Origin of the sequence: Saccharopolyspora aridisoli (assembly GCF_004348445.1) — a bacterium.
Taxonomy (GTDB): Bacteria; Actinomycetota; Actinomycetes; order Mycobacteriales; family Pseudonocardiaceae; genus Saccharopolyspora; species Saccharopolyspora aridisoli.
On sequence record NZ_SMKV01000004.1, the window covers coordinates 200,808 to 225,112 of the forward strand.

The following is a 24,305-nucleotide window of genomic DNA, read 5'->3' on the forward strand; positions in this document are numbered from 1 at the left end:
GCGCATGCGAACGAGTTCGGAAGACCACACCGGCGCAGAACTGGACGTTCCCATGATTGCTGCAGCGAGCATTCCCCACCCGGCCCCGGACCGCTTTTCGATACTGTTCGTGTGCACTGGGAACATCTGCCGGTCCCCGTTCGCCGAGTACCTCGCGCGGTCCGTCATCGACCAACAGCTCGGGGCGAACTGCGGCAAGATCGTCATCAGCAGCGCCGGCACGCACGCGTTGCAGGGTTCCGCGATGGACCCGCACGTGGAAGCAGAACTCCGAGGAATGGGGCTGGACGGCGACGGGTTCACAGCCAAGCGGCTGACCACCTCACACCTGCAAGATGCCGACCTCGTCCTCACCGCCGAACTGCCACACCGCGCTGCCGTCGTCGAGCAGCACGCACCTGCGCTCAGGACCACGTTCAGCATGCTCGAGTTCGCGCACCTGCTCGCATCGACGGATCTGTCCGGCCACGCGCTCCCCGCAGACCCGGTCCAACGAGCGCGCGAAGTGGTCCGAATCGGGCGCAACCGCCGAGGTGTCGTCCGTCCTGCGCGCCACCGTGAGATTCCCGACCCTTTTCGGAAGGGCGCTGAGACTCACCGCCTCGTCACGGCGCTGATCACCTACGCCGTCCGAAACGCGGTTTCAGCCCTGTGGTCGGTTGATTCGTCGAGCTCCCCGTCCACAGCCGGTCGTTAGGTTCACCGCAGGTCGCTCGTGGACGCCAGCACGCGGTCCGAGCGTTGCGGGACCTCAACGTGCGTGTGCGCGCGATCGCCTGTGGTCCCATCCTGAGCAAGGGGGGCATGGAGCTCGGCAGGTGCTCGTCCGATCACCCCGTCCAGCACCGACTGCAACCGCGCGGCTTGCACGGTCCGCGATTTGTGGCGGTTCACGTATCGCACCGCGTTGCGACGCATTCTTGCGAGCTCCGAGTCATCCAGCTCAGCCAGCGCCCGAATGCCATCGGCGAGTCCGGTCGGGGCGACGCCGAAACCCGCGCCGGAGTTCTCGACGATCTCGCGCGGCTCACCCGCGGCGTTGGTGACCACGGGCAGCCCAGCGGCCAGGTAGTCGTAGAGCTTGTTGGGGCTCATACCGAGGCGGAACAACGGCAGGTCTGCCACCGCATGCACCCCGATGTCGGCTCCACTGAGGATTCCGCACAGTTCGTCCTTCGGGAGCATGTCGAGGAAGTGCACGTTCGACAGCCCGTGCACACGGGCGTAGTCCACGAGACGCGCCTTGTCCATGCCGTCACCGATGAGGAGGAAGGTGTGTTCGCGTAGCTCGGCGGCGGCGTCGAGCACGGCCTGCACCCCGTCCTTGACGCCGTGGGCCCCGGCGAACACCACCAAGCGACCGCGGACAGCAACGCGCTCGCGGAGCGGGGTGATCGCCGGGTTGACTCGGAAGTCGCTGGGTTCGGCACCGTTGCTGACGGTCGTCACCCGGCCTCGGTCGATACCCAGCCGCTCGAAGTGGGGAAGCCACCCGTCGGTGACGACCACGATGTGATCGGCCCTCCGGTAGAGCCACGCCTCCACTGCGCACAGCGCTCGATGCAGCGGAGACCCCTCCCGCAAGTGGCCGAGTTCGACCATCGACTGCGGCCAGAGGTCACGCACCTCGAGCACGAACCCGCACCGGCGCAGTCGCGCCAGCAACCAGCCGACCAACGGGGTGAGCAGGTGGGGTGAGGTGGCGTAGACGACGCTGGGACGCTGGCCTTTCATTCCGGCGGAGAACGCACCCAGGCTGTAGCTGATCCAGTTCAGTATCCGGCGGTGATCGTTCTTCTGGTAACCGCTGACGCGGATCGTCGTGAACCCCGGTTCGCGGCACGAGAAGCTCCGCCCGGTGTAGAGGTCGCGGTCGCCGGCGACGATGCGGAAACACCATCCGCTCAGTCGGTCGAAGAGCTCGATGTGTCGAGTTCCGCCGGATTCGCTGCGCGGTTTGGCGAACTGGTTGAGCACCAGCACGGAGGGCGATGTACGACGCACGGTCACCTCGATGGTCAACGGCGGACGTCAGGCACCACTGTCCCACTGGGACACTTGCCTGGAGTTGCGACGAGACCAAGATAAGATCACCCGACGCGACCGGCGCGGTGACAGGACACCGAAGAGCGGGAGTTCGTCCCACCTGGCCCCCCGGACGCATGACATGCTGGCGGTGGCCATAACAGTCTTCACCCCGCCCAACTGCTCAAACGCAGTACCAGGCTTCGACGCGATAACCCTCTGGTGTGGATCTCGAACCCAGTGGCGCGGATGCTCGTGAGGGGCGTGGTCGCTCGACGTGGAACGAACCGTTCGACACCCCACCGCGTTCGCTCGAGCGACGATTTCGGACAAGCCGTGTCGACTGCCCGCCACTGACGAGGAAACTGTGCCGAGGGCACGCGTGGCGGTGAACTCGAACCATCGATTACCGAAGTGTCATTCCCGCCGCGCGCATCCGGCCTCGATTCTGTAATTTCCCGATCACATCACGCCGATGGCATCGCGCGGAATGCGAAAGAGATTTCGAGCCTTGCGCGAAGTCGCGAGCAGCCGGCCCATCTTCGTCGGTGACCACGTTCGCCGTGCAGTCACCCGCCACTGCGGCGGTAGCTGGAACTTCCAGTCGCAGGTAGCGGTCGACCATCGGCGATCAACCAGGTCGTCGGCCCGCTTCCCGGCGGAGAAGTAGCCCAACACGAATCACTGCTGGAATGGGTAGGAGACGATGAACCTCTTCGGCGAACCTGACAGCGAGACGACCGACGAGCCAACCGATCGGGCTCGCCGGCGCCGACGCGCGCGACGGGCGGTCATGGCCTCGCTGACGGCCCTGCTCCTGCTCGCGTGCCTCGGGGTGGGCGCCCTGTACGGGGTCAGCGAACACCTCGCGAAGCGCGTGGAGCGCGTTCCGGGGGTCTTCACCGACCTCCCCGCATCCGGCCGCCCACCGGAGGCAGCCACCACTGACGCGAGCACCACGTTCCTCCTCATCGGAGCGGACAACGGGACCGAGGAGCACACCACCGGAAGCGCGGCGAGCACACCGGCTTCGGCCGGGAGTCAGCGCAGCGACGTGATCATGATCGCTCGTCTGTCCGCCGACCGGCGGAGCGCCGCGGTCGTCTCCGTTCCGCGGGACAGCTGGGTCGACATCCCCGGACATGGCAAGGGCAAGCTCAACAGCGCCTTCGCCTTCGGGGGCCCGAGCCTGCTGGTCCGCACGATCGAACAGCTCACCGGGGTGCGCGTGGACCACTTCGCGAATGTGGACTTCGCCGGGCTCCGCGGCATCGTCGACGCGCTGGGAGGCGTCGACGTCGCGATTGCCAACGACACCGCGACCGACACCCCGCAAGGCCCCGTCAGGTTCACGAAGGGCATCAACCACCTCGACGGACACAGCGCACTGGCCTATGTGCGCCAACGACACGGGTTGCCCCGCGGCGACCTCGACCGGGTCGAGCGGCAGCAGAACCTGGTGCGCGCACTCGTGAAGAAGGCCTCCTCCAACGACACCTACACCAATCCCCGGCGCGCGTACGATCTGCTGCACGCCGTGACCCGCATGGTGAGCGTGGACGCGACGCTCACCAACGACGAGCTCCGCACCCTCGCCTTCGCCCTCATGTCCCTGGACCCCAACGCGCTCACGTCGCTCACCGTTCCGGTCGCCGGCATCGGTGAAGAGGAGGGGCTGTCGGTCGTCAGACTCGACACCACGCGCGGTGCCGAATTCTGGAAGGCGTTCGAGTCAGGTTCGGTCGACCGCTACCTGCGAGCCCATCCCGCCGAGACGCAGCCGACGACACCGCAGTGAGTCACGAGCATTCAAGCTGCTCCGCACACCCACCCCTCGCAGGCACCACCCGCGGTTCCCAGCAGAGCAGCGCGACGGCTGTTCTCCGTCGGCACACGCATGGGGTCGCACACGTCGTTCTGCAATGCGATCCCTCCCGCACCGGCCAGCGATGTTCCCGAGCCGAGTGTTCACCCGCGGGCCGCGGTCCACTCGAGCGATCGTCTCCTGCGCGCGGTGACCAGTCGGAGATCTCGATGACGCGCGTGCAGTCTTCGCCCAGGAGTTCGAGGCGGTAACACCAACGGTGCCCGTAGGGGCGACTCCATGCGATCACCCGATCGGACTCGTATTCTACGACGGCGCTCATCGTGCAGGTCACACCGATGCGCATGCAGGAGCGAGGACTCATCGACAAGCGATCGGGCTCCTACAGGCGACCGCGGACGCAGCCGGAACTGTCGAAGGCGCTGTGCGGGTGGGGGATCGACCAGGAGATCGAATACCACGTGCGGCTTGACCGACACGTCGGCGCGGGCGGATCGGTGCGTCGACCTCTCGGTCCATCCGGTCCCAAGACGTGCAGAACGATCGAACCCGGGGTGATGGCGATGTCAATTCCACGAACGGGTGATGTCCGCCGCAGTATCGACTTCGCATCGGGCGGGTGGCGCGGATGAGTGCCGCAGTCGATGTGGTCCTTCCATGTCTCGACGAAGCCGCGGCGTTGCCGGGTGTGTTGGCGGGATTGCCCCGTGAGGCCGGGTATCGAGCGGTGGTCGTGGACAACGGCTCCTCGGACGGCTCCGCCGCGGTCGCCGCGCGGTCGGGGGCGACCGTGGTGCACGAGCCGCAACGCGGCTACGGAGCTGCCGTGCACGCCGGTTTGCTGCAGGCGACCAGCGAGATCGTGTGCGTTGCCGACTGCGATGGCTCCATCGATCTCGCCGAGTTGCCCGCCTTGGTCGAGCCCGTGCGGCGAGGAAGCGCTGATCTCGCGGTGGGCAGGCGGATGCCCGTGCAGCGCGAGGCGTTCCCTTGGCACGCACGGGCAGGCAACGCGGTGCTGGCCGCGGTCCTGCGCCGCCGAGGCGTGCAGGTGCGGGACCTGGGCCCGGTGCGGGTGGGGTGGCGTGTCGACCTCCTCGGATTGCAGGTGACCGACCGCGGATTCGGTTACCCGTTGGAGGTTCTGGCGCGGGCAGGACGTGCGGGGTGGCGGGTGCGGGAATTCCCGGTCACCTACCACATGAGATCGGCAGGAACGCAGTCGAAGGTCACCGGTTCTGCACTGGGGACCGCACGGGCGGTGCGCGACATGCTGGGGGTGCTGCGATGAGGTCCCGAACTGTCGTGCTGGTCGTGGCGAAAGCTCCGGTGCCTGGGCTGGCCAAGACGCGGCTGACGCCGCCCGCCAGCGCCGATCAGGCCGCCGAGATCGCCGCGGCCAGCCTCCTGGACACCTTGGACGCGATCAGGACGATGGGCGCTAAGCCGGTCGTGGCCTGGACGGGCGAGATCGCGGCGGCCCGGCAGGCCGGGGAAATCGCAGCAGCCCTTGCCGGAACGACCGTGCTCGCACAGCGTGGCGCGGCTTTCGGCGACCGCCTGGCAGCGGCGCATGCGGATGCCGGGCGCGCGTTCCCGGGGAGCCCGGTGCTTCAGATCGGAATGGACACCCCGCAGGTGACTCCCGATCTCCTCGCTGCGAGCGCCGAGCCGTTGCACCGCGTCGCGGGGCCGGATGCCGTGGTCGGTCCGGCCAGCGACGGGGGGTGGTGGGCACTGGGCTTGCGCGAACCTCGCTTCGCCGAGGCGCTGCGGAACGTGCCGATGTCACGGCCGGACACGGGTGACCGGACATTGCGCGCCTTGCGCGCGTCCGGGCTTGGCGTCGATCCGCTCGCCGAGCTGTCCGATGTAGACACCATGGTGGACGCACAGCTGGTCGCGAAGTCGGTACCCGGTTCCCGCTTCGCCACAGCGGTTGAGCAGGTCGCCATAGAAATCGGCGACCGGCCGTGAGCGCGAACGCGTTCGACCCCGCGTTGATCGCCGACGACTGCTGCTTGCACCTGGACAGCGGTGAGTGCGAGCAACTGCCGGTGCAGCGCTGGAACGGCGAACCGGACGCCGCCGATGTGCTCATGCTCGACCGGTGCCTCGGGCCAACCCTGGATGTCGGTTGTGGTCCTGGACGCATGACTCGGGCGCTCAACGCGCGGGGCACCGCATCGATCGGCATCGACACCTCCCGGGTGGCGGCGCGGATGACCGCAGAGCGCGGAGGTTTGGTGATGCGCCGCAGCGTGTTCGAGCGAATTCCGGGCGAAGGTGCGTGGCGTCATGTGCTGCTGGCCGACGGCAATGTCGGCATCGGTGGTGACCCGGTGGGTCTGTTCCGCCGGATTCACCAGCTGCTGGCACATGGTGGCAGCGCAGTCGTCGAACTCCACCCACCGGGCATCGGCGTGCGGTGCAGACGCTGCAGCATCCGCGGTGGCACCTGGTTCCGCTGGGCACACGTGGGAATGGATGCGGTCGACGGGATCGCCGACACCGCCGGCTTTCGAACCGGGTGGACCGCCCACCGCGACGATCGGTGGTTCGCCGAACTGATCCGGATCTAGGCGCGACCGCACCGGGCCTTCTTCGGACCTGTGACGGAACACAGGGCCAGTGCGAGAGGAGATCATGACGCACCGGACGACCACGCCGTGGGGCATGCGCTTCGGTGGAGTTGCCCTGGTGATGACCGTGCTTCCGGGGTGCGGCGAACCCAGCACTCCACCACCGCCCGAACCACCCGCCACTCCGCCGCAACCCGCACCCGGCGGGAAGCTTCCCCCACCGGCCGGAACCGAACAAGAACCGGCCCCGGGGCTGCCTGACGTCGCGTCGTTCGGCCGGAGCCTCTTCGCGTCCACCGAGGGCGGTGGCAGTGTCGGGGTCCTGCAAGACGGGAAGACGTCTCGCGAGATCCCGGGGTTCGTGGAGCTCCGGGGCCTGACGATCAGGGGTGACAGGAACGATCCCGGTCTGCTCTGCCGGACGCTGTCGAACGCCAACCAGGTCGTGCATCGGCGAACAGGCCCGGACGTTTCCTCACGCGATCGGAGGACGCTGACCTCGCCGTGGATTCCGGCGCCGCTCACGCCGTGGGGCGAACGGATGCACAGGTTCAGCAGGTACCCGCATCGGTCTCCGGTCGATCGCGATCCCCGAGGGGCGATCCGTTGAACGACGGGCGAGGAGATCGGATGAACCAGCACTCACCGACCGGCGGCACGACTGCTGCGCAGCGGTTCCGATGGGTGGGATCCCCGTGGACGCGCCTCGGAACGCTGCTGCTCATCGTCGGTTCGGTCGGGATCGGACTCCTCCGCAACGGCGTGCCGACGCTGGCGACCACGCAGTCCTGGGTGGCCGATTTCGGCGCGTGGGCGCCGTTGCTGTTCGTGCTGGTGTACGCGATGGCCACGGTGTCGATGTTGCCGATGGCGGTGCTGTCCGCCTTCGCCGGAACGCTGTTCGGGATACCCATCGGGATCGTGGTCGTGTGGTGCGGTGCGATGCTCGGATCCACTGCGGCGTTCCTGCTCGGCGGTGGCCGCACGGCCGCTGCGGCCGTGGACCCGGCTGCTGGTGCGTGGCGCGGTTTCCTCCAGCGGCACGGCACCTGGGCCGTCGCGGTGACGCGCCTGGTGCCGGTCGTCCCGCTCGGATTGGTCAACTACGCCTTCGCCATCACTTCGGTGCGCTTGCACCAGTACGTCGTCGGCACTGGCATCGGGATCATCCCGGTGACCGTCGTGCTGGTCACGTTGGGAGACCAAGCCACGTCGCTGCAGTCGCCGGTGTCGATCCTGGTCGTCACCGCGCTGGGCGTGCTCCTCGTCGGCGGCGCCGTGCTCGTCCGAGGGCGTCGCGCCAGGTCCACGAAGGCCGTCGACCGCACGGTGTCCGACGACAGCGGCTGCGGGAAGGACGAGTCCCGGTGACGTCGACCGACGGTGAATCCACCTCGCTCGACGAACAGCGGGAACGCCCGCAGCGGACGAGCTGGTGCTGGGTGGGCCTGCTGGTCGGGGGTCTGGGGATCATCGCGGCCCTGCTGGTTCCGTTCATGCCGGTACTCGCGAAGAGCACGACCGTGAGCTGGCCACCGGAAGGACGTCCGGCCGAGTCCACGATGGCCTTGTTCGTGCCGTATGCCCCCGAGCAGGTTCACGTGGAACTCCCCTGCTCCGCCCTGCGCTCGGGCCAGCAGCGGGGAGAGCCGACAACCTTGATCAGCAGCCACCTTCCCGGGCGTCCGACCGACGGTTTCGCGCTGACCACCGACGACGATCGAGTCCTCGTCCTCGTCGGTGGCCGGGAGGTGTTCTCCACACCAGTCCCGGTCGGCGACTGCTCGGTGGTGCTCGACGCCGATGCGGGCGGGACGACGGTGCGAGTGGGCGATCAGGTGCGCACGGACCCGCACGCGCACGTCGAGGAGATCTTCGCACTGGCGACCGACCTCGCACCGCGGGATGCGAGCGCCCTGACGGTGCGCGCGACGACCAGCGACTGGTTCAGCAACACGCCGAGTGCGCCCAAGGTCGTGCTCATCGTCATCCAACTCGCGTTGGCCACCGGAGCACTCGCGTTGCTCGCCTCGGCTGATCGGCGACGCCGAACGAGAACGTCGGACCCCCTGACCCGACGGGTCATCTCGCGCTTCCGGTCCGGATGGCCGCCTCGCGCGGTCGACGTCGGCGTGGTCGGCGTGCTGAGTTTCTGGCTCGTGCTGGGGCCCGTGACACCGGACGACGGCTTCGCCAGCATGATCGCCCGCCAAGGCTGGCTGACCGGCGTCCCCAGCAACTACTACCGGTGGGAGAACACTTCCGAGACGCCGTTCGCCTTGGCCCACCACGTGCTCGAACCGTTCGGCGCGGTCAGCGGCGACCCGATGGTCTTGCGGATGCCCAGCGCGCTGGCCGGTCTGCTGACCTGGCTGGTGCTCAGCCGGGGAGCGGCGCCGGTGCTACTGCCCCGGATGAGCCGCGCACTCGGTATCCGCGCTCTGCTGGCGCTGAGCTTCCTGGCCTGGTGGCTGCCGTTCGGGATGGGAACCCGACCGGAAGCACTCACCGCCCTGGGCAGCACCGTCGCCCTGGCCTGCGCTGTCCGCGGGGCAACCCGGACCGACGGGCACGCCCTGCTCGGGCTGGGCGTGCTGGCAGCGGGATTGGCGACCGCGGCCAGCCCGATCGGACTCACCAGCTTCGTCCCGTTCCTCGTCCTCGCACCGCGGATCCTGCGTCGGCTGCAGGAACGCAACCCCGCCCGACCGGTGTGGTCGTCGATCCCACCGTCTGCCTTGCTGGGATCGGTGACAGCGGTCGGCATCATCGCGATGTTCGCCGACCAGTCCTGGTTCGGTGCGGCCAGAGCCACCGAACTGCACCGGTTCTACGGTCCGGACGTGCCCTGGTTCCAGGAAGTGCTGCGGTACGACAACCTCCTCGGCTTCGGCCCCCAAGGCTCGATCGCCCGCCGTGTCCCCGTCCTGCTCACGCTGGCGCTGCTGGTCTGCACCGCGCTGCTGCTCGCTCGCGGGGCGCGGCGACTGCCAGGAATGCGGTTGATCCACGTCGCGCCCGCCTGCACGGCCATCAGCTGCGCGCTGTTGTGGCTGACCCCGTCGAAGTGGACGCACTACTTCGGCGCGTTCGCCGGCATCGGCGCCGCTGCGCTGGTGTCCTCGATCATCTTGCTCGCGGTCGCATGCCGGCGGTGGCAGCAGGAACCCGGTGCGGTCGTGATCGGCTTGATCGGCACCGGCCTGGCCGTCCTCGCCGGGGCGACCTCGTTCGCCGGTACCAACAACTGGTTCCTGCACTCGCATTTCGGGGTGCTGTGGGGACACCAGCCGCTGCGCCCGTTGAACAGCCCGCTCTCCTGGTTGTTGCTCGCCGGCGCCTTGCTCGTGGTCGGCCTGCTGCGAGGACGCAGCCGTCCCGGTGCACCAGCGCGAATGATCCTTCGCGCACCAGCCGTTCTGGCCACCGCAGCCGTCGTCTCGTCGGTGGGGATGCTGCTGGTGTCGTTCGCCGTGGCACCACTGCGCCAGCAGGACGGCTATTCGCTCGGCGGCCACAACCTCTCGCGGATCCGCAACGGCGCGAACTGCGGGATCATGGACGAACTCGTCGCTACACCAGAAGTTCCCAGCGGAACGCTGAACCCCGGCGAAGGGACCGATCAGCTCCGCGGGTTCACCCCTGGTGCCGGGTCCGCCTCGGACCCGCCCGGCACCGCCACGGCGCGATGGTGGTGGGGCAGCCTCACCGGTGGAGCGATCAGCACCGGATCGATGACCAGCCGGTGGTTCTCCCTGCCCGCACCACTCCCCGACCGAGAGATCGCGGTGTCGGTGGCCGGACGCACCGGTGATGGGAACAGCTTGACCCTCGAGTTCGCTCGCTCCCACCCCGACGGGACACCTCGGCCGCTCGGCCAACGACTCATCGACGACTCCTACAAGGACTCCGACAAGCGCGCTACCTACCCCACCGACCACGTCATCACACAGGAACCGCAGGACAACCCGGATTGGCGGACCCTGCACCTCGACTCGCGAGCCGTTCCGCCCGGTGCCGACCGCGTCCGCGTGCGAGCCACCGACGCCACCACCGACCCCACGGGCTGGATGGCCGTCACCGGGCCCCGGATCAGAGCGGTCGTGCCGCTGCGGCAATTCCTCCAGCGAAGTGGAAGTCCGGCACCGACCTACGTCGACTGGTCGATGACGTGGTCGCTGCCCTGCGTGCGCGACCTGGCGGCAGTCGGTGATGGGCTGGTGCAACCACCGAGACTGTTGTTCAACCCGCCCGACAGCCTCAAGTTGGCCGGCAGGGCCGCCTACGAGCAGGCGGTCGGCGGGAGCTTCGCCGGAGTGGACGAGCTCGGCACCCGCATCAGGGTCCCCACCCGGCTCCTCGGCACCGAGGACAAACCCCGCTACGAGCAGTGGGGGCACGTCGAGACCGTGGACTACCCGCTGCGAACCGACGGCTACGACACCGATACGACGTGGACCTCCCGATGGGGCTGGCACGGCCCGCCGCGCATCTCACCGCCGCTGGCACCGACGTCCGAACCCCCGTAGCCACCTCACTCACCTGGTGACCCGGGACAATGGTGAAGGAAGGACGAGATGCACGTACTCATCACCGGTGGAGCCGGATTCATCGGCTCGCACATCGCCGACCTCCTGCACGACCGCGGACACCACGTGCGGCTGCTGGACGCGCTGCTCCCCGCCGCGCACGGCAGTCGAACCGTGCCCGATCACCTCCAGAGCTACGAGGTCGTCCGCGGCGACATCCGCGATCAGGCGGTGCTGCGCCACGCGTTGACCGGGATCGACGTGGTCTGCCACCAAGCCGCCATGGTCGGGTTGGAGACCGGCTTGGGCGACATGCCGGACTACGTGACGCACAACGACCTCGGCACCGCCCACCTGCTCGCCGGGATGTCCAACGCCGGCATCGGCCGACTGGTCCTCGCGAGTTCGATGGTCGTGTACGGAGAAGGACGCTACTCCTGCCCCGCCCACGGGACGGTGCAACCCGGCCCCCGCACACCACCCGACCTCGACCGCGGACTCTTCGAACCACGGTGCCCGCGATGCGGCAGCGCGCTCCACCCCGAACTCATCCCGGAGGACGCGGCACTGGACCCCCGCAACACCTACGCCGTCACCAAGCTCACCCAAGAGCACCTGGCCGCCGTGTGGGCACGCCACACCAGCGGATCGGCCGTAGCACTGCGGTACCACAACGTCTACGGCCCACGAATGCCCCGCAACACCCCCTACGCGGGAGTCGCTTCGCTCTTCCGCTCAGCACTCGCACTGGGCGAAGCACCGAAGGTGTTCGAAGACGGCGCTCAACGACGCGACTTCATCCACGTCCACGACATCGCCCGCGCCAACTTGGCGGCAATCCAACGAGAACATCCCGGATTCACCACCTACAACATCTGCTCCGGACAACCGCGCACCATCGCCGACATGGCCACCGCCCTCGCGAAGGCCGCCAACGGAGCAACCCCGATCATCACCGGCCAGTACCGCCTCGGCGACGTCCGCCACATCACCGCCGACCCGGCGCGGGCCGAGCGAGACCTGGACTTCCGCCCGCAGATCGCCTTCGACGACGGCATGGAGGAGTTCGGCACCGCCGAACTCCGAGCGTGAAGCTGCCCATCCCAGCCCCGGACAGCGCTGCGTGCCGGGTCGGTGTTCCTGGCTCGCCGCCACCCAGCCTCGGCGCACCGCCGGAGGTCCTGGCACGACCACCCACCACGCACGGTCCCGCAGCCACGACGGAACGAAGCAGCATCGCGCATCAGAGGGTGCGCTCAGGTCGATTCGTCCACACTGGACGGATTGTGACTGCGCGACCGTCGCAGCGCGATCACGCTGCGAAGCACGTAGACGACCGCACTCACCGCGACGAACGTCCCGCTGAGAGCCAACCAGCGACCGAGGTAGACCTGTTGGTCTTGACCGGTCGCGGCGAGGTGCGTCGCCGTTCCCTGCTGGACGATACCGGGGAAGAACACCAGGAACAGGAGACCTGCGGCCAATACCGGCGACCGAATGTGGTTGACGATCGGCACTCGCGCCTTGGGAGCCGACCGCAGCGATGCGGCCAGTGCCCGGTCCGCCAGCGAGCACACCGGCAGGAGAACCAGATCGTGCACCACGACCGCCGCAGCGAACCACACGGCCATCCGCACCACTTGTGGTTCACCCCAGATCAGAACAACGCTGTAGGTGGTCAGCGCGAAACAGCCGACGACCGCGAGCAGATGTGCGGGCCCCGCTCCGTAGAGCTTGGTGAACCACCCCACCCCGGCCATCTCAACGACTCCGGAACTCGATCATCTCGACCCATTTCGTGTTGTGCACCCCCGGCAGTGCCGGAACGATGACCCGTGCCGGGTACCCGTGGTCCAGCGACAGTTCCGCGCCGTTGACGCGAAGCGCCAGTAATGAATCGGGATCGCTCACCTGGTTCGCCTGCAGCGTCGCCTGGTTGAAAGCGCCGGAACCTTCCATCGACTTCACCTGCGCGGACTTCGGCATCGGCACGCCCGCGAGGATCGCGAGATCACGCAGCCGGACACCGCTCCACACCTGCGTGGTCGACCACCCCTCCACGCATGCGATGGGTAGCTTCGCCGAGTGCTGTGCCATTCCCCGCAGCCCGGCGAGGTCGAGTTCGATGACCTGCGGCCCACCCAGGAGCACCAGTCGCCACGTCGGGCCGGTGGACTCCGCGGTGATGCCCGCTGCCTCCGAGGTGCGATTGATGGGAAAACCGTTCGGCCCTTCACCGCTGTCCCGACCTCTCGGCAGCAACAGCGCACTCGGGCGAGTGAAACCTCCTACGCTCTGTCCCAGCGTGAGCGCACCGAGCAGGAGCGAACCACCGCCAACCAGGGTGAGCGCACCTCTCCGCGACAACGTGGGTTCTGACGGCTCGCGCGCGACCAGGTCGTCATCGACTGGCTCCGGGCGGGTCTCGGCCCGAGACGTGCCCAGCATCTGCCGAAGCGATCGGGACCGCAACACCCTGATCATCTTGGGGACCTTCACCACGAGGTGCACGACGAACGCTCCGATGAACACCCACGCCCCGAAGTAGTGCGCCGTGTAGAAGCTGAATCCGAAGACGTAGTCGTACTGGATGTTCAGAACCCCGGTGACGATCTCGAACAACACGCCACCGACCAGCAACAGCAACGTCAGCCGTTCCAGGAGCTGGGCCGCTGATCGGCTCGGCGGCCAACTCAGCAGCTTCGGGGCCACCGACCACAGCTTGGCCAGCACCACCGGAATGAGGACCAGGCCCAGCCCGACGTGCACACCCTGGTTCAACCGATACAGCCAGGCAGGCCGAACCGGCCAGTCGAACGGAGGAAGCCGCAACCACCCCACCTCGGGAGGCATCGCTTGCCCGAACTGCGGACCGTAAGCGGCGTACGACAGTAGACCAGTGATGATCACCGGTGGCAGGCCCAGCAACAGGACCGCACCCAACACTGACGTCAACCACGGGCCACGCAGCGGGCTCCGCCACAGTCGGCTCCGCCCGAAACCAGGCGGGCGGTGACGAGCCACCATGCGCCACACCCGGACCGGGAACCCGAACTCATCGGGAGGTGTTCCTTGGTCGTCCCGGGACCAACCTCTGCTTGCGTCGCTCTCGTCGGACACCGCACCACCCGGAAAGGTCATGAGGATGCAGCCATCCCCACGCAACTGGATACTGACAGTTTGCCCGAGCACCGGACTCGACGCATGCCGGATCGTCGTCCACTGAGGGGGTCACTCCTCTTCGGCATGCTCCTTCAGAACGCTCGTGGACGCCGGACTCCCCTGCGAGGTCGACTACGGCGGCAAGAAGGGTGTCAGGGCGGGGAGGGCCGACATCGACCGCCGACCCCCAGGCCTGTGGATCGAGCGCGTGCCGAGGGGGTCGTGCGCAGTCGCGACGACCAACCGCACGAAGTCCCGGGCCGTCGCCGGATTGTTGGTCCACATCGGATACTGCAGTCGATCGTCGGTGCGGGAGTCGAGATGTCGGCGGAAGCAGCGGCCATCCGAGTCAATCGCTGCGGGATTCGTCAACCGCGTTGCCGGGGTGGGTGTTCGGACCCAGCGCGTTGCCCGGCTGCCGCTGGGGCCTCAGGCGGAGCGCGCTCGGCCGCCCGCGTCGCACGAAGACCAGCTCGCTGGATGCAACGAAGCGCGCGCCCGGCGGTCTCACCGCCTGGACACGCGCCCGTTCTCACCGCTGGGCAGGCTCGGGGACGTCGGCCGCTGCGTCGACGTGGAAGGTGAACCGCGCCTTGCCGATCCAGACCTCGTCGGAGTCAGACAGCTCGATGTGCTCCACGGGACGCCTGTTGACGTATGTTCCGTTGAGCGAACCGCCGTCGTAGAGGAAGCACCGGCCGTCCTCGATCTCCAGCTCCGCGTGGTACCGGGACACCGTCACGTCGTCGATCACGATGTCGCAGTCGCGGTGCCGCCCGATCACGGTCAGCGACGCGGAGATCACGAACTCCGCCCCCTCGTCGGCCCCTCGGTCGACCACCAACCGCATGCTCGTCCCCGCCTCGCGCGGCGTTGGGATCAACTCGCCCAAGCGCCCGGTGACGGGAAGCTCCTGCCTCGGCACATCGTGCGACGTGCGCTGGTCGAACAGTCCGGCGACCTCGGCGATCTGACCCATCAGCTTTCCCCTCCCACAACCAGTGGAATCGGCTTTCGAGAAGTCCCCCTCCTTGGGGGCCGCCACGAGCATGCAGGCCAGTGAGGGACCGGCGACCAGGCATTTCGTCCCGAATCCGGCGTGTTGCGCCTCACTGCACCTGGGCGATGGCCAGGCCGGTGAGCACCGGAGGTGCCGGTGTTGTGGTTTGGCACGTCTGGTGCGAGGGGGATGGCACCAGACGGTGGCGCCAGCACCAGTTCGCCCACTCGCGCAGGCAGGTGTTCACCGGGTCCATGAACGAGGAGGAGAACGGGTTCCGGCCGCCTCGCGTGAGGATTCTCGTGAAGTCGCACGTGCTCTTCGTGGCAGGCCTGGTACTCGCTCATGTGCCGTTCCACGCGGCCCACCGACGCGCGCCGCTCGTCCAGGTCTTCCCCCGTGCGGCGCGCCGCCGCGAGCGTGGTCACCTCGCCTCGATGATCAGCCGGGTTTCCATCCGCTGCCGGAACGTCGTCGCGTTCATCCCCGAGCATCAGCGAGCAGTGCCGGACGATCGCCGAACCGTCCGGTTTGGACACCGTCAATCCGCGGCCGGGGCGGATGCCGACCCCGGATCACAGTCCGGCTGAATCCGTGGCGCTCGACGAGCTGAGCTTCGGTGGGCAACCGGTCCCCCGGGCGCAATCCCTGCGCCAGCGAGTCGTTCTGCGGGCGCGGCGGTCTTTTCGGCGGCGCTCCTCGGATCTCAGCGCTCTGGAATCGGGGGGTTGCGACGAAGCCATGCGAGAACTAGCGTCCGATCATCGTACGAAGTCAACGGACGACACCTGTTAACTGGTAGCGGGCCGCAGGTCGGCCACGCCGCGTTCTTCGCCTCCGAGATGCAACCCGTCCGCTGAACGTCAACGGCACCGATCGCCGGATCTCGCTTCAGTGCCACGAAGCAGAACCGGATGCCTCAGAACCGGGTGATCACCTGCCGGACCACACAGGCACCTGGCAACCGATCCGATCTCCTCCGACCGGCTCATCAGCCTCGCCACAGCCTTCGATCCCGGTTCCGACGGCCTCCGCTCCTTGCCCTACCTGCTCGGTGGAAGGTCCCCGCACGTCGCCCCCGGACGGGGCGACGTGCAGTTGGGTCGGCCTGACGCCGTCCACCACCCCGGGAGGGAACATGACAGACCTGTTCACGCTCAACGGCCGGAACGCGATCGTCACCGGCGGCGCGCAGGGCATCGGCGAGGCCATCGTGCTCGGTCTCCGAGACGCCGGTGCCAGAGTGTTCATCTGCGACGTCAACCCGGACACCGGTAGGGCGTCGGCGGAACGGCACGGCGTCGAGTTCGTGGCCGCGGACGTCACCGATCCCGACAGCGTCGAGGCCGCGTTCGAGCACGTGGTGACGGTTGGCGGTTCCGTCGACGTCGCGGTCAACAACGCCGGCATCGTGCACAACCACCCCAGCGAAGACCTCGACCCCGCGGACTGGCGCCGCGTGATGTCGGTGAACCTCGACGGCGTGTTCTACAGCTGCCGGGCCGCGGGCAAGCGGATGCTCGCGCAGGGTTCCGGGAGCATCATCAACACCGGCAGCATGAGCGGCCACATCTCCAACCGCCCGCAGCCCCAGTCCGCTTACAACGCCGCGAAAGCGGGCGTCATCCACCTCACCAAATCGTTGGCCGGAGAATGGGCCGCTCGCGGGGTGCGGGTCAACTCCATCTCCCCCGGCTACGTCGGCACCGAGCTGACCGCCCGCGGTCTGAGCAACGACGAGTGGCGCCGGGCCTGGATCGAGGGCACCCCGATGAACCGCGTCGCCGAACCGAGCGAGATCGCCCCGGCCGTGGTCTTCCTCGCCTCCGACGCGAGCAGCTACTGCACCGGAACCGACCTCGTCGTGGACGGCGGCTACACCGTCTGGTGACCGGCCCGCTCCGAACTCGACCCCGGAGCGGTCGCGGATGAGTTCGCTCCTCCTCGACGCCGGTATCGAGGAGGGGATCAGGTCCCTCAGGAGTCCTCGGTCAGGAACGCCAGCAGGTCGGCGTTGATCGTCTCCGCGTGCGTGGTGGGCATGCCGTGCGGGAGGCCTCGGTAGGTCTTCAGCGTCGCGTTCTTCAACAGCTTCGCCGACAGGGGCCCGGAGTTCTCGTACGGCACGATCTGATCGTCTTCGGTGTGCATCACCAGCACCGGCACGGTGACCTTCGTCAGGTCATCGGTGAAATCGGTCTGGGAGAAGGCGACGATGCCGTCGTGGTGCGCCTTCGCCCCGCCCATCATGCCCTGACGCCACCAGTTCTGGATGAGGGCCTCCGCGGGCTCCGCACCCGGCCGGTTGAAGCCGTAGAAGGGTCCCGACGGGAGCTCGCGGTAGAACTGCGAGCGGTTGGCCGCCAGCTGCGCCTGCAAGTCGTCGAACGCCTGCCGGGGAAGACCGCCGGGGTTGGCTTCGGTCGCGACCATCAACGGCGGAACCGCGTTGATGATGGCCGCCTTGGACACCCGCGCCTCGCCGTGCCTGGCCAGGTACCGGATCACTTCACCGCCGCCGGTCGAATGGCCCACGTGAACGGCGTCCGTCAGCTCGAGGTGGGCTGTCAACGCGGCGAGGTCGTCGGCGTAGTGGTCCATGTCGTGCCCATCGCCGGTCTGGCTGGAGCGCCCGTGCCCGCGCCGGTCGTGGGCGATCACCCGGTACCCGCGCTCCAAGAAGAACAACATCTGGGCGTCCCAGTCATCGGCCGAGAGCGGCCAGCCGTGGCTGAACACGATCGGCGTGCCCGAACCCCAGTCCTTGTAGAAGATCTCCATGCCGTCGGTGGTGGTGATGGCGCCCATGCAGTTCCTTCCTCACGTGCGGAACGACGCGGCGCTCCTGCGCCACGCGTCCAGCTGGACTCAACACCGCCCGATGCTCCGCACGACCCGGTCAGCCCTCCAGGGCCTTAAGTCACTCGCCCCACGGGCCGGCTCAACCGGTGGAACGCCCCCTCCTCGTCCAGGGCTCGTCTTCCTCGAACCGGAACCGTCGAACACCACTTCGCCACTACGCTGCCGGGAACTGCGCCGCGAGCCCTTCCGGGAGGCCTGCCCCGGCGGTGGGCAACCCCGGGGTCGGCCATCGTCCGCGCCCGTCGCGTCAGCAAGCACCTCGCACGAGCGCGCGTCGCCGCCTGATCGAACCGACCTTCGTCGCGCGAAGGCTGCTGCGGATCGGGACCGTCGCCCACCGGTGAGGACGGTCCCGATCTTGGCAGTCATTTCGACGCCACCACCGGATCCTCCTCGAGATCCTTGCGCTGGGCGGGCGCGAGCACGAGCGATTGGTCGGCCCCACCTTCGCGGAAGTCGGCTCGCAACCACCTGAGCAGCGACACCGCGACGATCATCAGCACGAAGATCAGCGGGAACGCGGTGATGATGGACAAGGTCTGCAGGGCTTCGAGCCCGCCGGTGCACATCAGCACGATCGAAACGCCCGCCAGCACGATCGCCCAGAAGACGCGGTGCCACCTCGACGGTTCCACGTCCTGCGGCAGGTCCTTGGACGCCACCGCGGCCATGGTGTAGGCCGAGGAGTCCAGCGTCGTGGCCAGGAAGACCACCATCAGCAGGAGGAATGCCACCACCGCGAACGAACCGAGCGGCAGGTGCGCCAAGGTGGCGATGATGCCCGCCGTGTCGCCTTGGTTCTGCACGATGTCGGCCACCGGCACGACCTTGTTGAGCTCGAAGTACAACGAGGTGTTGCCCAGCAGCATGAACGCCAGCCAGCACCCGGCGCTGCCGGCGAGGCACATCGCCCCGATCAGCCCGCGGACCGTGCGGCCCTTGGAGATCTTGGCGGTGAACAGGCCGACGAATGGCGCGTAGGCGATCCACCAGCCCCAGTAGAAGATGGTCCAGGTCTCCTCGAACCCGGATCCGCCCACCGGGTCGGTGTAGAAGCTCATCTCCACGAAGTTCTGCAGCAGGATGCCGAAGCTCTGGGTGAAGGTGTCGATCAGGAACACCGTCGGGCCCAGCACCAGGATGAACAGCCCGAGCCCGAGCGCCAGCCACACGTTGATGTCGGCGAGGCGCTTGAGCCCCTTCTGCATTCCCAGGAACACGCTCACGCCGAACAGCGCCGTCCAGACCACGACGATCCCGATGTCCAGCGGCGTGCCCTTCTCCAACGGGGTCATCGCGGCGATGCCCTCGGACACGAGCGGGACTTCCAGCCCCAGCGAGGTGCCAGCGGCACCGATCAGACCGAAGATGAACAGCACGTCGATCATCCGGCCTGGCCAGCCGTCGGCCCGGTCCCCGATCACTCCGCGACACGCGTCGCTGAGCCGCAGGGTCCGCTGCTTGCGCACGTGGTAGACGTAGGCCAGCGCCAAGGAGGGCAAGCAGAACAAGCCCCACGCGGTGAATCCCCAGTGGAACAACGGGTAGGTGGCGGCCAAGTCCGCAGCCTCGGTGCTGCGGGGCTGGATGCCCATCGGTGGCTCGACGTAGTAGTACGACCACTCGATGACGCCCCAGTAGATGAGCCCACCGCCGATGCCCGAGGTGAAGATCATGGCCAACCAGCTGCGGGTGGAGAACTCTGGCCTGTCGTCGCGACCGCCGAACTTCACCCGGCCATAGCGGCTGAACGCCAGCCATGCGAGGAAGCCCGCGACCGCGGCGGCGAACCAGAGATAGAGCCACCCGAACTTGCCGGACAGCACACCGAGCGCGCTGTCGAGAGCCTGTTGACCACGTTCCGGGGCGATCATGACCGGGACGCAGATGGCGGCCACCAGCAGCACCGAGAGCCAGAAGATCCGTCGGTCGATTCGAACTTGTCCGCCTGTCGCAGGGATGACGGAAGCACCTCCACAATCTCGTGGCCGACGCCTGCCGGCCGGGCCATCCCGTACCGCGCCTCGTCGTGCCGTGTCTCGCGGCCGCCCGCCGGGGGCGAGCCGCGGCCGGTGCGTGTGGTCCACGCCGGGCAGCGGGCGCTCGCCGAGCGGAAGAGCGTTGCGATTCGACTGATGAGTCAGTTGCGCAACGGCGTAAACATTGAGCCCTTTTGTTCGCCCCGTCAAGTGCCGACCGCCTCAACCACAGCTCATCCCGCGGTTTTGGGCCCGTGCAACGCTGCCACCAGCTGCTCGCGGCGTTGCGATGAGCTCGCGCGTTGCGATTGTCGCAATGACTGTTAGTGTTCGGGGTCGTGGAGGACATGGAGTCGTCGTTGCGCGACCGGGTGAAGGACGTGCTGCGCGCTCACCCGGGCAGCCAGCGCGCGTTCGCCGAGCAGATCGGGCTGGACGCCACCAAGCTCTCGAAGTCGCTGGCAGGCACCAGGCGCTTCACCCCCGCAGAGCTGACCCGCATCGCCGAGGTCGGCAACGTCACGGTGAACTGGCTGATCAACGGCAGCGACGAAGCCGACACGGTTGCCGCCGCCCCGCAGCGCTCGGCTGTCCTGGCCCGCACCACCGACGCGCAGGAGGCCGGCCGTCACCAGCAGATCCTCGACGCCGCCTGGCACCTGATCGCCGAGCACGGTTACCACGCGGTGCGCATCTCCGACGTCGCCAAGGCGTGCGGGGTCAGCGCGGCGACCATCCACTACCACTTCCCCGGCAGGGACGACCTCCTCACCGAAGCGCTGCGGCACTCGGTGCGGCAGGCGTTCGACCGCCAGGTCGCCGAACTGCACAGCATCGACGACGCGCACGAACGGCTGCTGCGGCTCGTCGAGCTGCAGCTGCCCAAGCCCGGCCTGCTGCGGCTGGAGTGGTCGATCTGGTTGCAGGTGTGGAACGAGAGCGCGCGCAACCCGGAGATGGGCGTGCTGCACTCAGATTCCTACACCCGCTGGCACGACACGATCGCCCGCACCATCCGGGAAGGCCAGCAGCAGGGCGTGTTCGTCAGCGACACCGATCCCGAAGACCTCACCGTGCCGCTGACCGCGCTGATCGACGGCTTGGGCATCCAGGTGCTCACCGCGAGGCCCGGCCGTTCCGTGGAGCGGATGCGGCAGGTGCTGCACGACCACGTCGAGCGCGAGATCGTCCGCCACTAGCACGCGTTCCGGACGCCTGGGACCGAGCGGTGCTCAGCGCTCAGGCCGCGGTCTCATCCCGGCAGCGTGACGTGCCCCGGCGTGAGGTCCGTGAGTCGCCTGACGCCGAGCAACTGCATGGTGCGGGTGATCTCGGAGCTCAGGATCTCCACCGCGCGATCGACCCCGCGTTCGCCGCCGGCCATCAAGCCGTACAGGAAGGCCCGTCCGACCAGGCATCCGTTCGCGCCGTTGGCGACGGCCGCGATGATGTCGGCACCGCTGAGGATGCCGGTGTCCAACAGGACTTCGGCGCGGCCCTGGAGCTCGTCGACCACCCTCGGGAGCAGCTTCAAGGGGGTGGGAGCGCGGTCCAGCTGGCGACCGCCGTGGTTGGACAGGACCACCGCGTCCGCCCCGGCGGCGACGACGTCGCGGGCGTCGGTCGTGCTCTGCACGCCCTTGACCACGAGCTCGTGCGGCCAGAGGTCCCGCAGCCACTCCAGGTCGGCGAACGTCACCGTGGGGTCGAACATCGTGTTGATCAGCTCGGCGACCGTGCCGTCCCAGGAGGACAGCGAGGCGAACGACAACGGTTCGGTCGTGAGCAGGTTGAAGCTCCACGCGGGGTGCAGCGCACCGTCGACGAAGGTGCGCGCGGACAGAGCGGGCGGAATCGTCAACCCGTTCCGCGCGTCCCGGTGCCGGGCGCCCGCGACCGGGGTGTCGACCGTGAGGATCAGCGTGTCGTACCCGCTCTCCAGCGCGCGGCGAACGAGGTCCTTGCTGGCTTCGCGGTCCTTCCAGAGGTAGAGCTGGAACCACTTCCGCGCGTTCGGCGCGGAACGGGCCACGGCTTCGATCGACGTCGTGCCCATGGTCGACAGCGAGAACGGGATGCCGACCCGCTCGGCGACGCGGGCCACCGCCCGCTCGCCCTCGTGCTGCATCATCCGCGTGAACCCGGTCGGAGCGAACGCGAACGGCAGCGCCGAGCGCGCGCCGAGGATCTCGGCGGACGGGTCCACCGCGGAGACGTCGCGGAGCACAGCCGGGTGGAACTCGACCTGCCGGAACGCCTGGCGCGCCCGCCGCAAGCTGATCTCCTCCTCGGCGGCCCCGTCGGTGTAGTCGAACGGCGCCTTCGGCGTGCGGCGGCGCGCCAGCTGCCGGAGGTCAGCGATCGTGTGCGCCCGGGAGAGCCTGCGCCGGGTGCCGTCGAGCTCGATGGGCCGTGGCCGCAGGAGGGGTTTCAGCTCTGACCAGCGGGGGATTCGACGCTCGCTCACGGGTTCCCTCTCTTCGTCGATGGGTCGGTGGCCGGTCCGCTACTGCGGCAGCATCCAGGCGAGAACGGTGGCCTGCAGAAAGACGAGGACGCAGAGCGCCAGCAGCAGTCCCAGGCTCCACTTCAGCGTCACCCGCAGCAGCGTCGCCTCCTGGTTGACCAGGCCGACCGCGCTCGCCGCGATGCTCAGGTTCTGCGGGCTGACCATCTTGCCCACCACGCCGCCGGAGGTGTTGGCGGCCACCAGCAGGGCCGGGTCAACGCCCACCTTCTGCGCGGCCACCTGCTGCAACCCCGCGAACAGGGCGTTCGCGCTGGTGTCCGATCCCGTCACCGCGACGCCGATCCACCCCAGCACCGGGGACAGGAAGACGAACGCCGTACCCGCGGCGGCGATGGCGGTGCCGATCGTGGTGGTCTGCCCGGACTGGTTCATGACGTAGGCCAGGGCGAGCACGCAGACGACCGCGAGCGCCGACCACCGCAACGACTTCGCGGTGCTGACCAGGTCGGAGCAAGCGGCGCGCAACGGGATGCGGTAGGCGACCACGACGCCGAAACCGCAGAGCAGGAGCAGGCTTCCAGGAGAGGCCAGCCAGCTGAGGCTGAAAACGGTCGTGCTGGAGGCATCCCCGGACGCCGTCAGCAGCTCGCCGTGCAGTCCGGGCCACGGGATCTCCACGGTCGTGCCGTCCAGGGCGTCGCCCAACGGCTCCCACAGCTTGACCACCGAGAACACGGCCACGACGAGGACGTAGGGCAACAGGGCCATCGTGGTCCGGGCGAGGCTGAGCCGCTGCCGCTCCGCCACGATCGTCCGCGTGGCGGCAGCTCCACCGCTGGGGCCGTCGGTCGGGATCGCGGCTCCGAGGCGCTCGTGCGCCGCTTCACCGCCGCGAGGCTCCCAGAAGCGGAGGAGGACCACCAGCGCCACCGCGCCCACGAGGGAGGACACGATGTCGGTCAGCTGCACCGACATGTAGTTCGCGCAGACGAACTGGGCGACCGCGAAACCGGCGCCGGTCGCCGCCGCTGCCTGCCAGGTCTCGCGCAGGCCGCGCCGGCCGTCGACGATGAGGACGAGCAGGAACGGGACGGCCAGCGCGAGCACCGGGGTCTGCCGCCCGACCACGGCGCCGATGTGCTCGTAGGGGATCCCGGTCAGCTCACCGGCGGTGATGATCGGGGTTGCCAGGGCGCCGAAGGCGACCGGCGCGGTGTTGGCGAGCAGGACCGTGACCGCGGCGCGCAGCGGTGGGAAGCCGATCGCGACCAGCATCATGCCGGTGATCGCCACGGGGGCGCCGAACCCCGCGAGCGCTTCGAGCAGACCGCCGAAGCAGAACGCGATGACCACGGCCTGGATCCGCGGATCCGGCGAGATCATGCCGAAGCACGTTCGCAGGTCCTCGAAGCGCCCGCTGGTCACCGTGAGCTGGTAGAGCCAGATCGCGGTGAAGACGATCCACATGATCGGCAGCAAGCCGAACGCGGCGCCTTGCCCAGCCGAGGACAACGCCATGCCGACCGGCATCCCGTAAACGGCAACCGCCACCGCCAGGGCTGCCGCGAGCCCGGACAGGGCCGCCCAGTGGGCCTTCACCCGGAATGCGCCGAGCAGCACGAACACGGTGACGAGGGGCAGTGCGGCCGACACCGCCGAGAGCACCAGGCTTCCGCCGATCGGCGCTAGATCCGGTTGGTACACAGGCGCGACACCTCTCTGAGTCAAGACCGCCAATGTCGACCTCTATGTGGTCGGACCACAAGGTGGCTGTACCCTAAGAGCCTCAGAAGGGGATGTAAAGGTTCGGGGGGCGCTGATGGCCGGGAGCGGGAGCGACGACGATCCGAGCGTGGGCGGATCGTGGCGCC

The 24,305-nt window shown here is 68.4% G+C and carries 20 protein-coding genes; 11 read left to right on the forward strand and 9 right to left on the reverse strand.

Translation table 11 applies throughout. The features are described 5' to 3' along the window. Positions 1-52: 52 nt before the first annotated feature. Positions 53-697, forward strand: a complete 645-nt coding sequence (locus E1161_RS28630; protein WP_408011946.1) for an arsenate reductase/protein-tyrosine-phosphatase family protein — start codon at positions 53-55, stop codon at positions 695-697. A gap of 2 nt (positions 698-699) precedes the next feature. Here the strand turns inward: E1161_RS28630 and E1161_RS04875 are convergent, their stop codons facing one another. Then, the gene (locus tag E1161_RS04875; protein WP_132619996.1) at positions 700-2,022 is read right to left on the reverse strand and encodes a glycosyltransferase family 4 protein; all 1,323 of its coding nucleotides are present in this window, start codon (positions 2,020-2,022) and stop codon (positions 700-702) included. A gap of 465 nt (positions 2,023-2,487) precedes the next feature. Further along, positions 2,488-2,703, reverse strand: coding sequence for a hypothetical protein (locus E1161_RS04880; RefSeq protein WP_132619998.1), 216 nt, complete (start codon positions 2,701-2,703; stop codon positions 2,488-2,490). Positions 2,704-2,731: 28 nt separating this feature from the next. Between E1161_RS04880 and E1161_RS04885 the strand changes: the two genes are divergently transcribed. The 7 genes from E1161_RS04885 (at position 2,732) to E1161_RS04915 (ending at position 12,053) form a co-directional block, all read left to right on the forward strand. After that, positions 2,732-3,823, forward strand: coding sequence for an LCP family protein (locus E1161_RS04885; protein WP_132620000.1), 1,092 nt, complete (start codon positions 2,732-2,734; stop codon positions 3,821-3,823). 655 nt (positions 3,824-4,478) lie between these two features. Then, on the forward strand, positions 4,479-5,141 hold the full coding sequence (locus E1161_RS04890) for a glycosyltransferase family 2 protein (protein ID WP_132620002.1): 663 nt from the start codon (positions 4,479-4,481) through the stop codon (positions 5,139-5,141). Next, the gene (locus E1161_RS04895) at positions 5,138-5,827 is read left to right on the forward strand and encodes a TIGR04282 family arsenosugar biosynthesis glycosyltransferase (RefSeq protein WP_132620004.1); all 690 of its coding nucleotides are present in this window, start codon (positions 5,138-5,140) and stop codon (positions 5,825-5,827) included. Before E1161_RS04890 ends, E1161_RS04895 begins: the two co-directional genes overlap by 4 nt. Then, complete coding sequence (locus tag E1161_RS04900) at positions 5,824-6,432, forward strand: methyltransferase domain-containing protein (protein WP_235874788.1); 609 nt, start codon at positions 5,824-5,826, stop codon at positions 6,430-6,432. Before E1161_RS04895 ends, E1161_RS04900 begins: the two co-directional genes overlap by 4 nt. A gap of 630 nt (positions 6,433-7,062) precedes the next feature. Then, the gene (locus tag E1161_RS04905; protein ID WP_132620006.1) at positions 7,063-7,803 is read left to right on the forward strand and encodes a TVP38/TMEM64 family protein; all 741 of its coding nucleotides are present in this window, start codon (positions 7,063-7,065) and stop codon (positions 7,801-7,803) included. Next, positions 7,800-10,961: an arabinosyltransferase domain-containing protein gene (locus E1161_RS04910; protein WP_235874789.1), complete on the forward strand. Its 3,162-nt coding sequence runs from the start codon at positions 7,800-7,802 to the stop codon at positions 10,959-10,961. The genes E1161_RS04905 and E1161_RS04910 overlap by 4 nt, the downstream gene beginning before the upstream one ends. A gap of 48 nt (positions 10,962-11,009) precedes the next feature. Beyond that, positions 11,010-12,053: an NAD-dependent epimerase/dehydratase family protein gene (locus tag E1161_RS04915; protein ID WP_132620008.1), complete on the forward strand. Its 1,044-nt coding sequence runs from the start codon at positions 11,010-11,012 to the stop codon at positions 12,051-12,053. A gap of 164 nt (positions 12,054-12,217) precedes the next feature. Here the strand turns inward: E1161_RS04915 and E1161_RS04920 are convergent, their stop codons facing one another. The 3 genes from E1161_RS04920 to E1161_RS04930 all read right to left on the reverse strand — a co-directional run bounded on the left by E1161_RS04920 (position 12,218) and on the right by E1161_RS04930 (position 15,102). Then, positions 12,218-12,721, reverse strand: a complete 504-nt coding sequence (locus E1161_RS04920) for a hypothetical protein (protein ID WP_132620010.1) — start codon at positions 12,719-12,721, stop codon at positions 12,218-12,220. Between the two features lies 1 nt (position 12,722). After that, positions 12,723-13,742, reverse strand: coding sequence for a molybdopterin-dependent oxidoreductase (locus E1161_RS04925; RefSeq protein ID WP_235874790.1), 1,020 nt, complete (start codon positions 13,740-13,742; stop codon positions 12,723-12,725). A 913-nt stretch (positions 13,743-14,655) separates the two neighbouring features. Continuing rightward, positions 14,656-15,102: an FHA domain-containing protein gene (locus tag E1161_RS04930; protein WP_132620014.1), complete on the reverse strand. Its 447-nt coding sequence runs from the start codon at positions 15,100-15,102 to the stop codon at positions 14,656-14,658. Positions 15,103-15,377: 275 nt separating this feature from the next. On the opposite strand from E1161_RS04930, the gene E1161_RS27920 reads away from it, so the two are divergent. Both E1161_RS27920 and E1161_RS04945 read left to right on the forward strand, forming a co-directional pair. Then, a complete protein-coding gene (locus E1161_RS27920; protein ID WP_132620016.1) occupies positions 15,378-15,713 on the forward strand; it encodes a hypothetical protein in 336 nt (111 codons plus the stop codon). 548 nt (positions 15,714-16,261) lie between these two features. Beyond that, a complete protein-coding gene (locus E1161_RS04945; protein ID WP_132620018.1) occupies positions 16,262-17,014 on the forward strand; it encodes an SDR family oxidoreductase in 753 nt (250 codons plus the stop codon). An 86-nt stretch (positions 17,015-17,100) separates the two neighbouring features. Here the strand turns inward: E1161_RS04945 and E1161_RS04950 are convergent, their stop codons facing one another. Then, positions 17,101-17,931, reverse strand: a complete 831-nt coding sequence (locus tag E1161_RS04950) for an alpha/beta fold hydrolase (RefSeq protein WP_132620020.1) — start codon at positions 17,929-17,931, stop codon at positions 17,101-17,103. A gap of 419 nt (positions 17,932-18,350) precedes the next feature. After that, entirely contained in the window at positions 18,351-20,072 is a 1,722-nt protein-coding gene (locus E1161_RS04955; RefSeq protein WP_268951367.1) for a BCCT family transporter, read from the reverse strand. Positions 20,073-20,311: 239 nt separating this feature from the next. On the opposite strand from E1161_RS04955, the gene E1161_RS04960 reads away from it, so the two are divergent. Next, complete coding sequence (locus E1161_RS04960; protein WP_132620083.1) at positions 20,312-21,163, forward strand: TetR/AcrR family transcriptional regulator; 852 nt, start codon at positions 20,312-20,314, stop codon at positions 21,161-21,163. A 53-nt stretch (positions 21,164-21,216) separates the two neighbouring features. On the opposite strand, the gene E1161_RS04965 is transcribed toward E1161_RS04960, so the two are convergent. Both E1161_RS04965 and E1161_RS04970 read right to left on the reverse strand, forming a co-directional pair. Next, positions 21,217-22,431 carry an alpha-hydroxy acid oxidase gene (locus E1161_RS04965; protein WP_132620022.1) on the reverse strand — a complete coding sequence of 405 codons (1,215 nt, stop codon included), beginning with the start codon at positions 22,429-22,431 and terminating at the stop codon, positions 21,217-21,219. 39 nt (positions 22,432-22,470) lie between these two features. Beyond that, complete coding sequence (locus tag E1161_RS04970; protein ID WP_132620024.1) at positions 22,471-24,138, reverse strand: L-lactate permease; 1,668 nt, start codon at positions 24,136-24,138, stop codon at positions 22,471-22,473. Positions 24,139-24,305: the final 167 nt, after the last annotated feature.

Excerpts from the sequence above, each read along its gene's own strand:
- E1161_RS28630 (WP_408011946.1), top strand. The coding sequence starts at position 53 with ATGATTGCTGCAGCGAGCATTCCCCACCCGGCCCCGGACCGCTTTTCG.
- E1161_RS04885 (WP_132620000.1), top strand. The coding sequence starts at position 2,732 with ATGAACCTCTTCGGCGAACCTGACAGCGAGACGACCGACGAGCCAACC.
- E1161_RS04890 (WP_132620002.1), top strand. The coding sequence starts at position 4,479 with ATGAGTGCCGCAGTCGATGTGGTCCTTCCATGTCTCGACGAAGCCGCG.
- E1161_RS04895 (WP_132620004.1), top strand. The coding sequence starts at position 5,138 with ATGAGGTCCCGAACTGTCGTGCTGGTCGTGGCGAAAGCTCCGGTGCCT.
- E1161_RS04905 (WP_132620006.1), top strand. The coding sequence starts at position 7,063 with ATGAACCAGCACTCACCGACCGGCGGCACGACTGCTGCGCAGCGGTTC.
- E1161_RS04915 (WP_132620008.1), top strand. The coding sequence starts at position 11,010 with ATGCACGTACTCATCACCGGTGGAGCCGGATTCATCGGCTCGCACATC.
- E1161_RS04920 (WP_132620010.1), bottom strand. The coding sequence starts at position 12,721 with ATGGCCGGGGTGGGGTGGTTCACCAAGCTCTACGGAGCGGGGCCCGCA.
- E1161_RS04930 (WP_132620014.1), bottom strand. The coding sequence starts at position 15,102 with ATGGGTCAGATCGCCGAGGTCGCCGGACTGTTCGACCAGCGCACGTCG.
- E1161_RS27920 (WP_132620016.1), top strand. The coding sequence starts at position 15,378 with ATGAACGAGGAGGAGAACGGGTTCCGGCCGCCTCGCGTGAGGATTCTC.
- E1161_RS04945 (WP_132620018.1), top strand. The coding sequence starts at position 16,262 with ATGACAGACCTGTTCACGCTCAACGGCCGGAACGCGATCGTCACCGGC.
- E1161_RS04950 (WP_132620020.1), bottom strand. The coding sequence starts at position 17,931 with ATGGGCGCCATCACCACCACCGACGGCATGGAGATCTTCTACAAGGAC.
- E1161_RS04960 (WP_132620083.1), top strand. The coding sequence starts at position 20,312 with ATGGAGTCGTCGTTGCGCGACCGGGTGAAGGACGTGCTGCGCGCTCAC.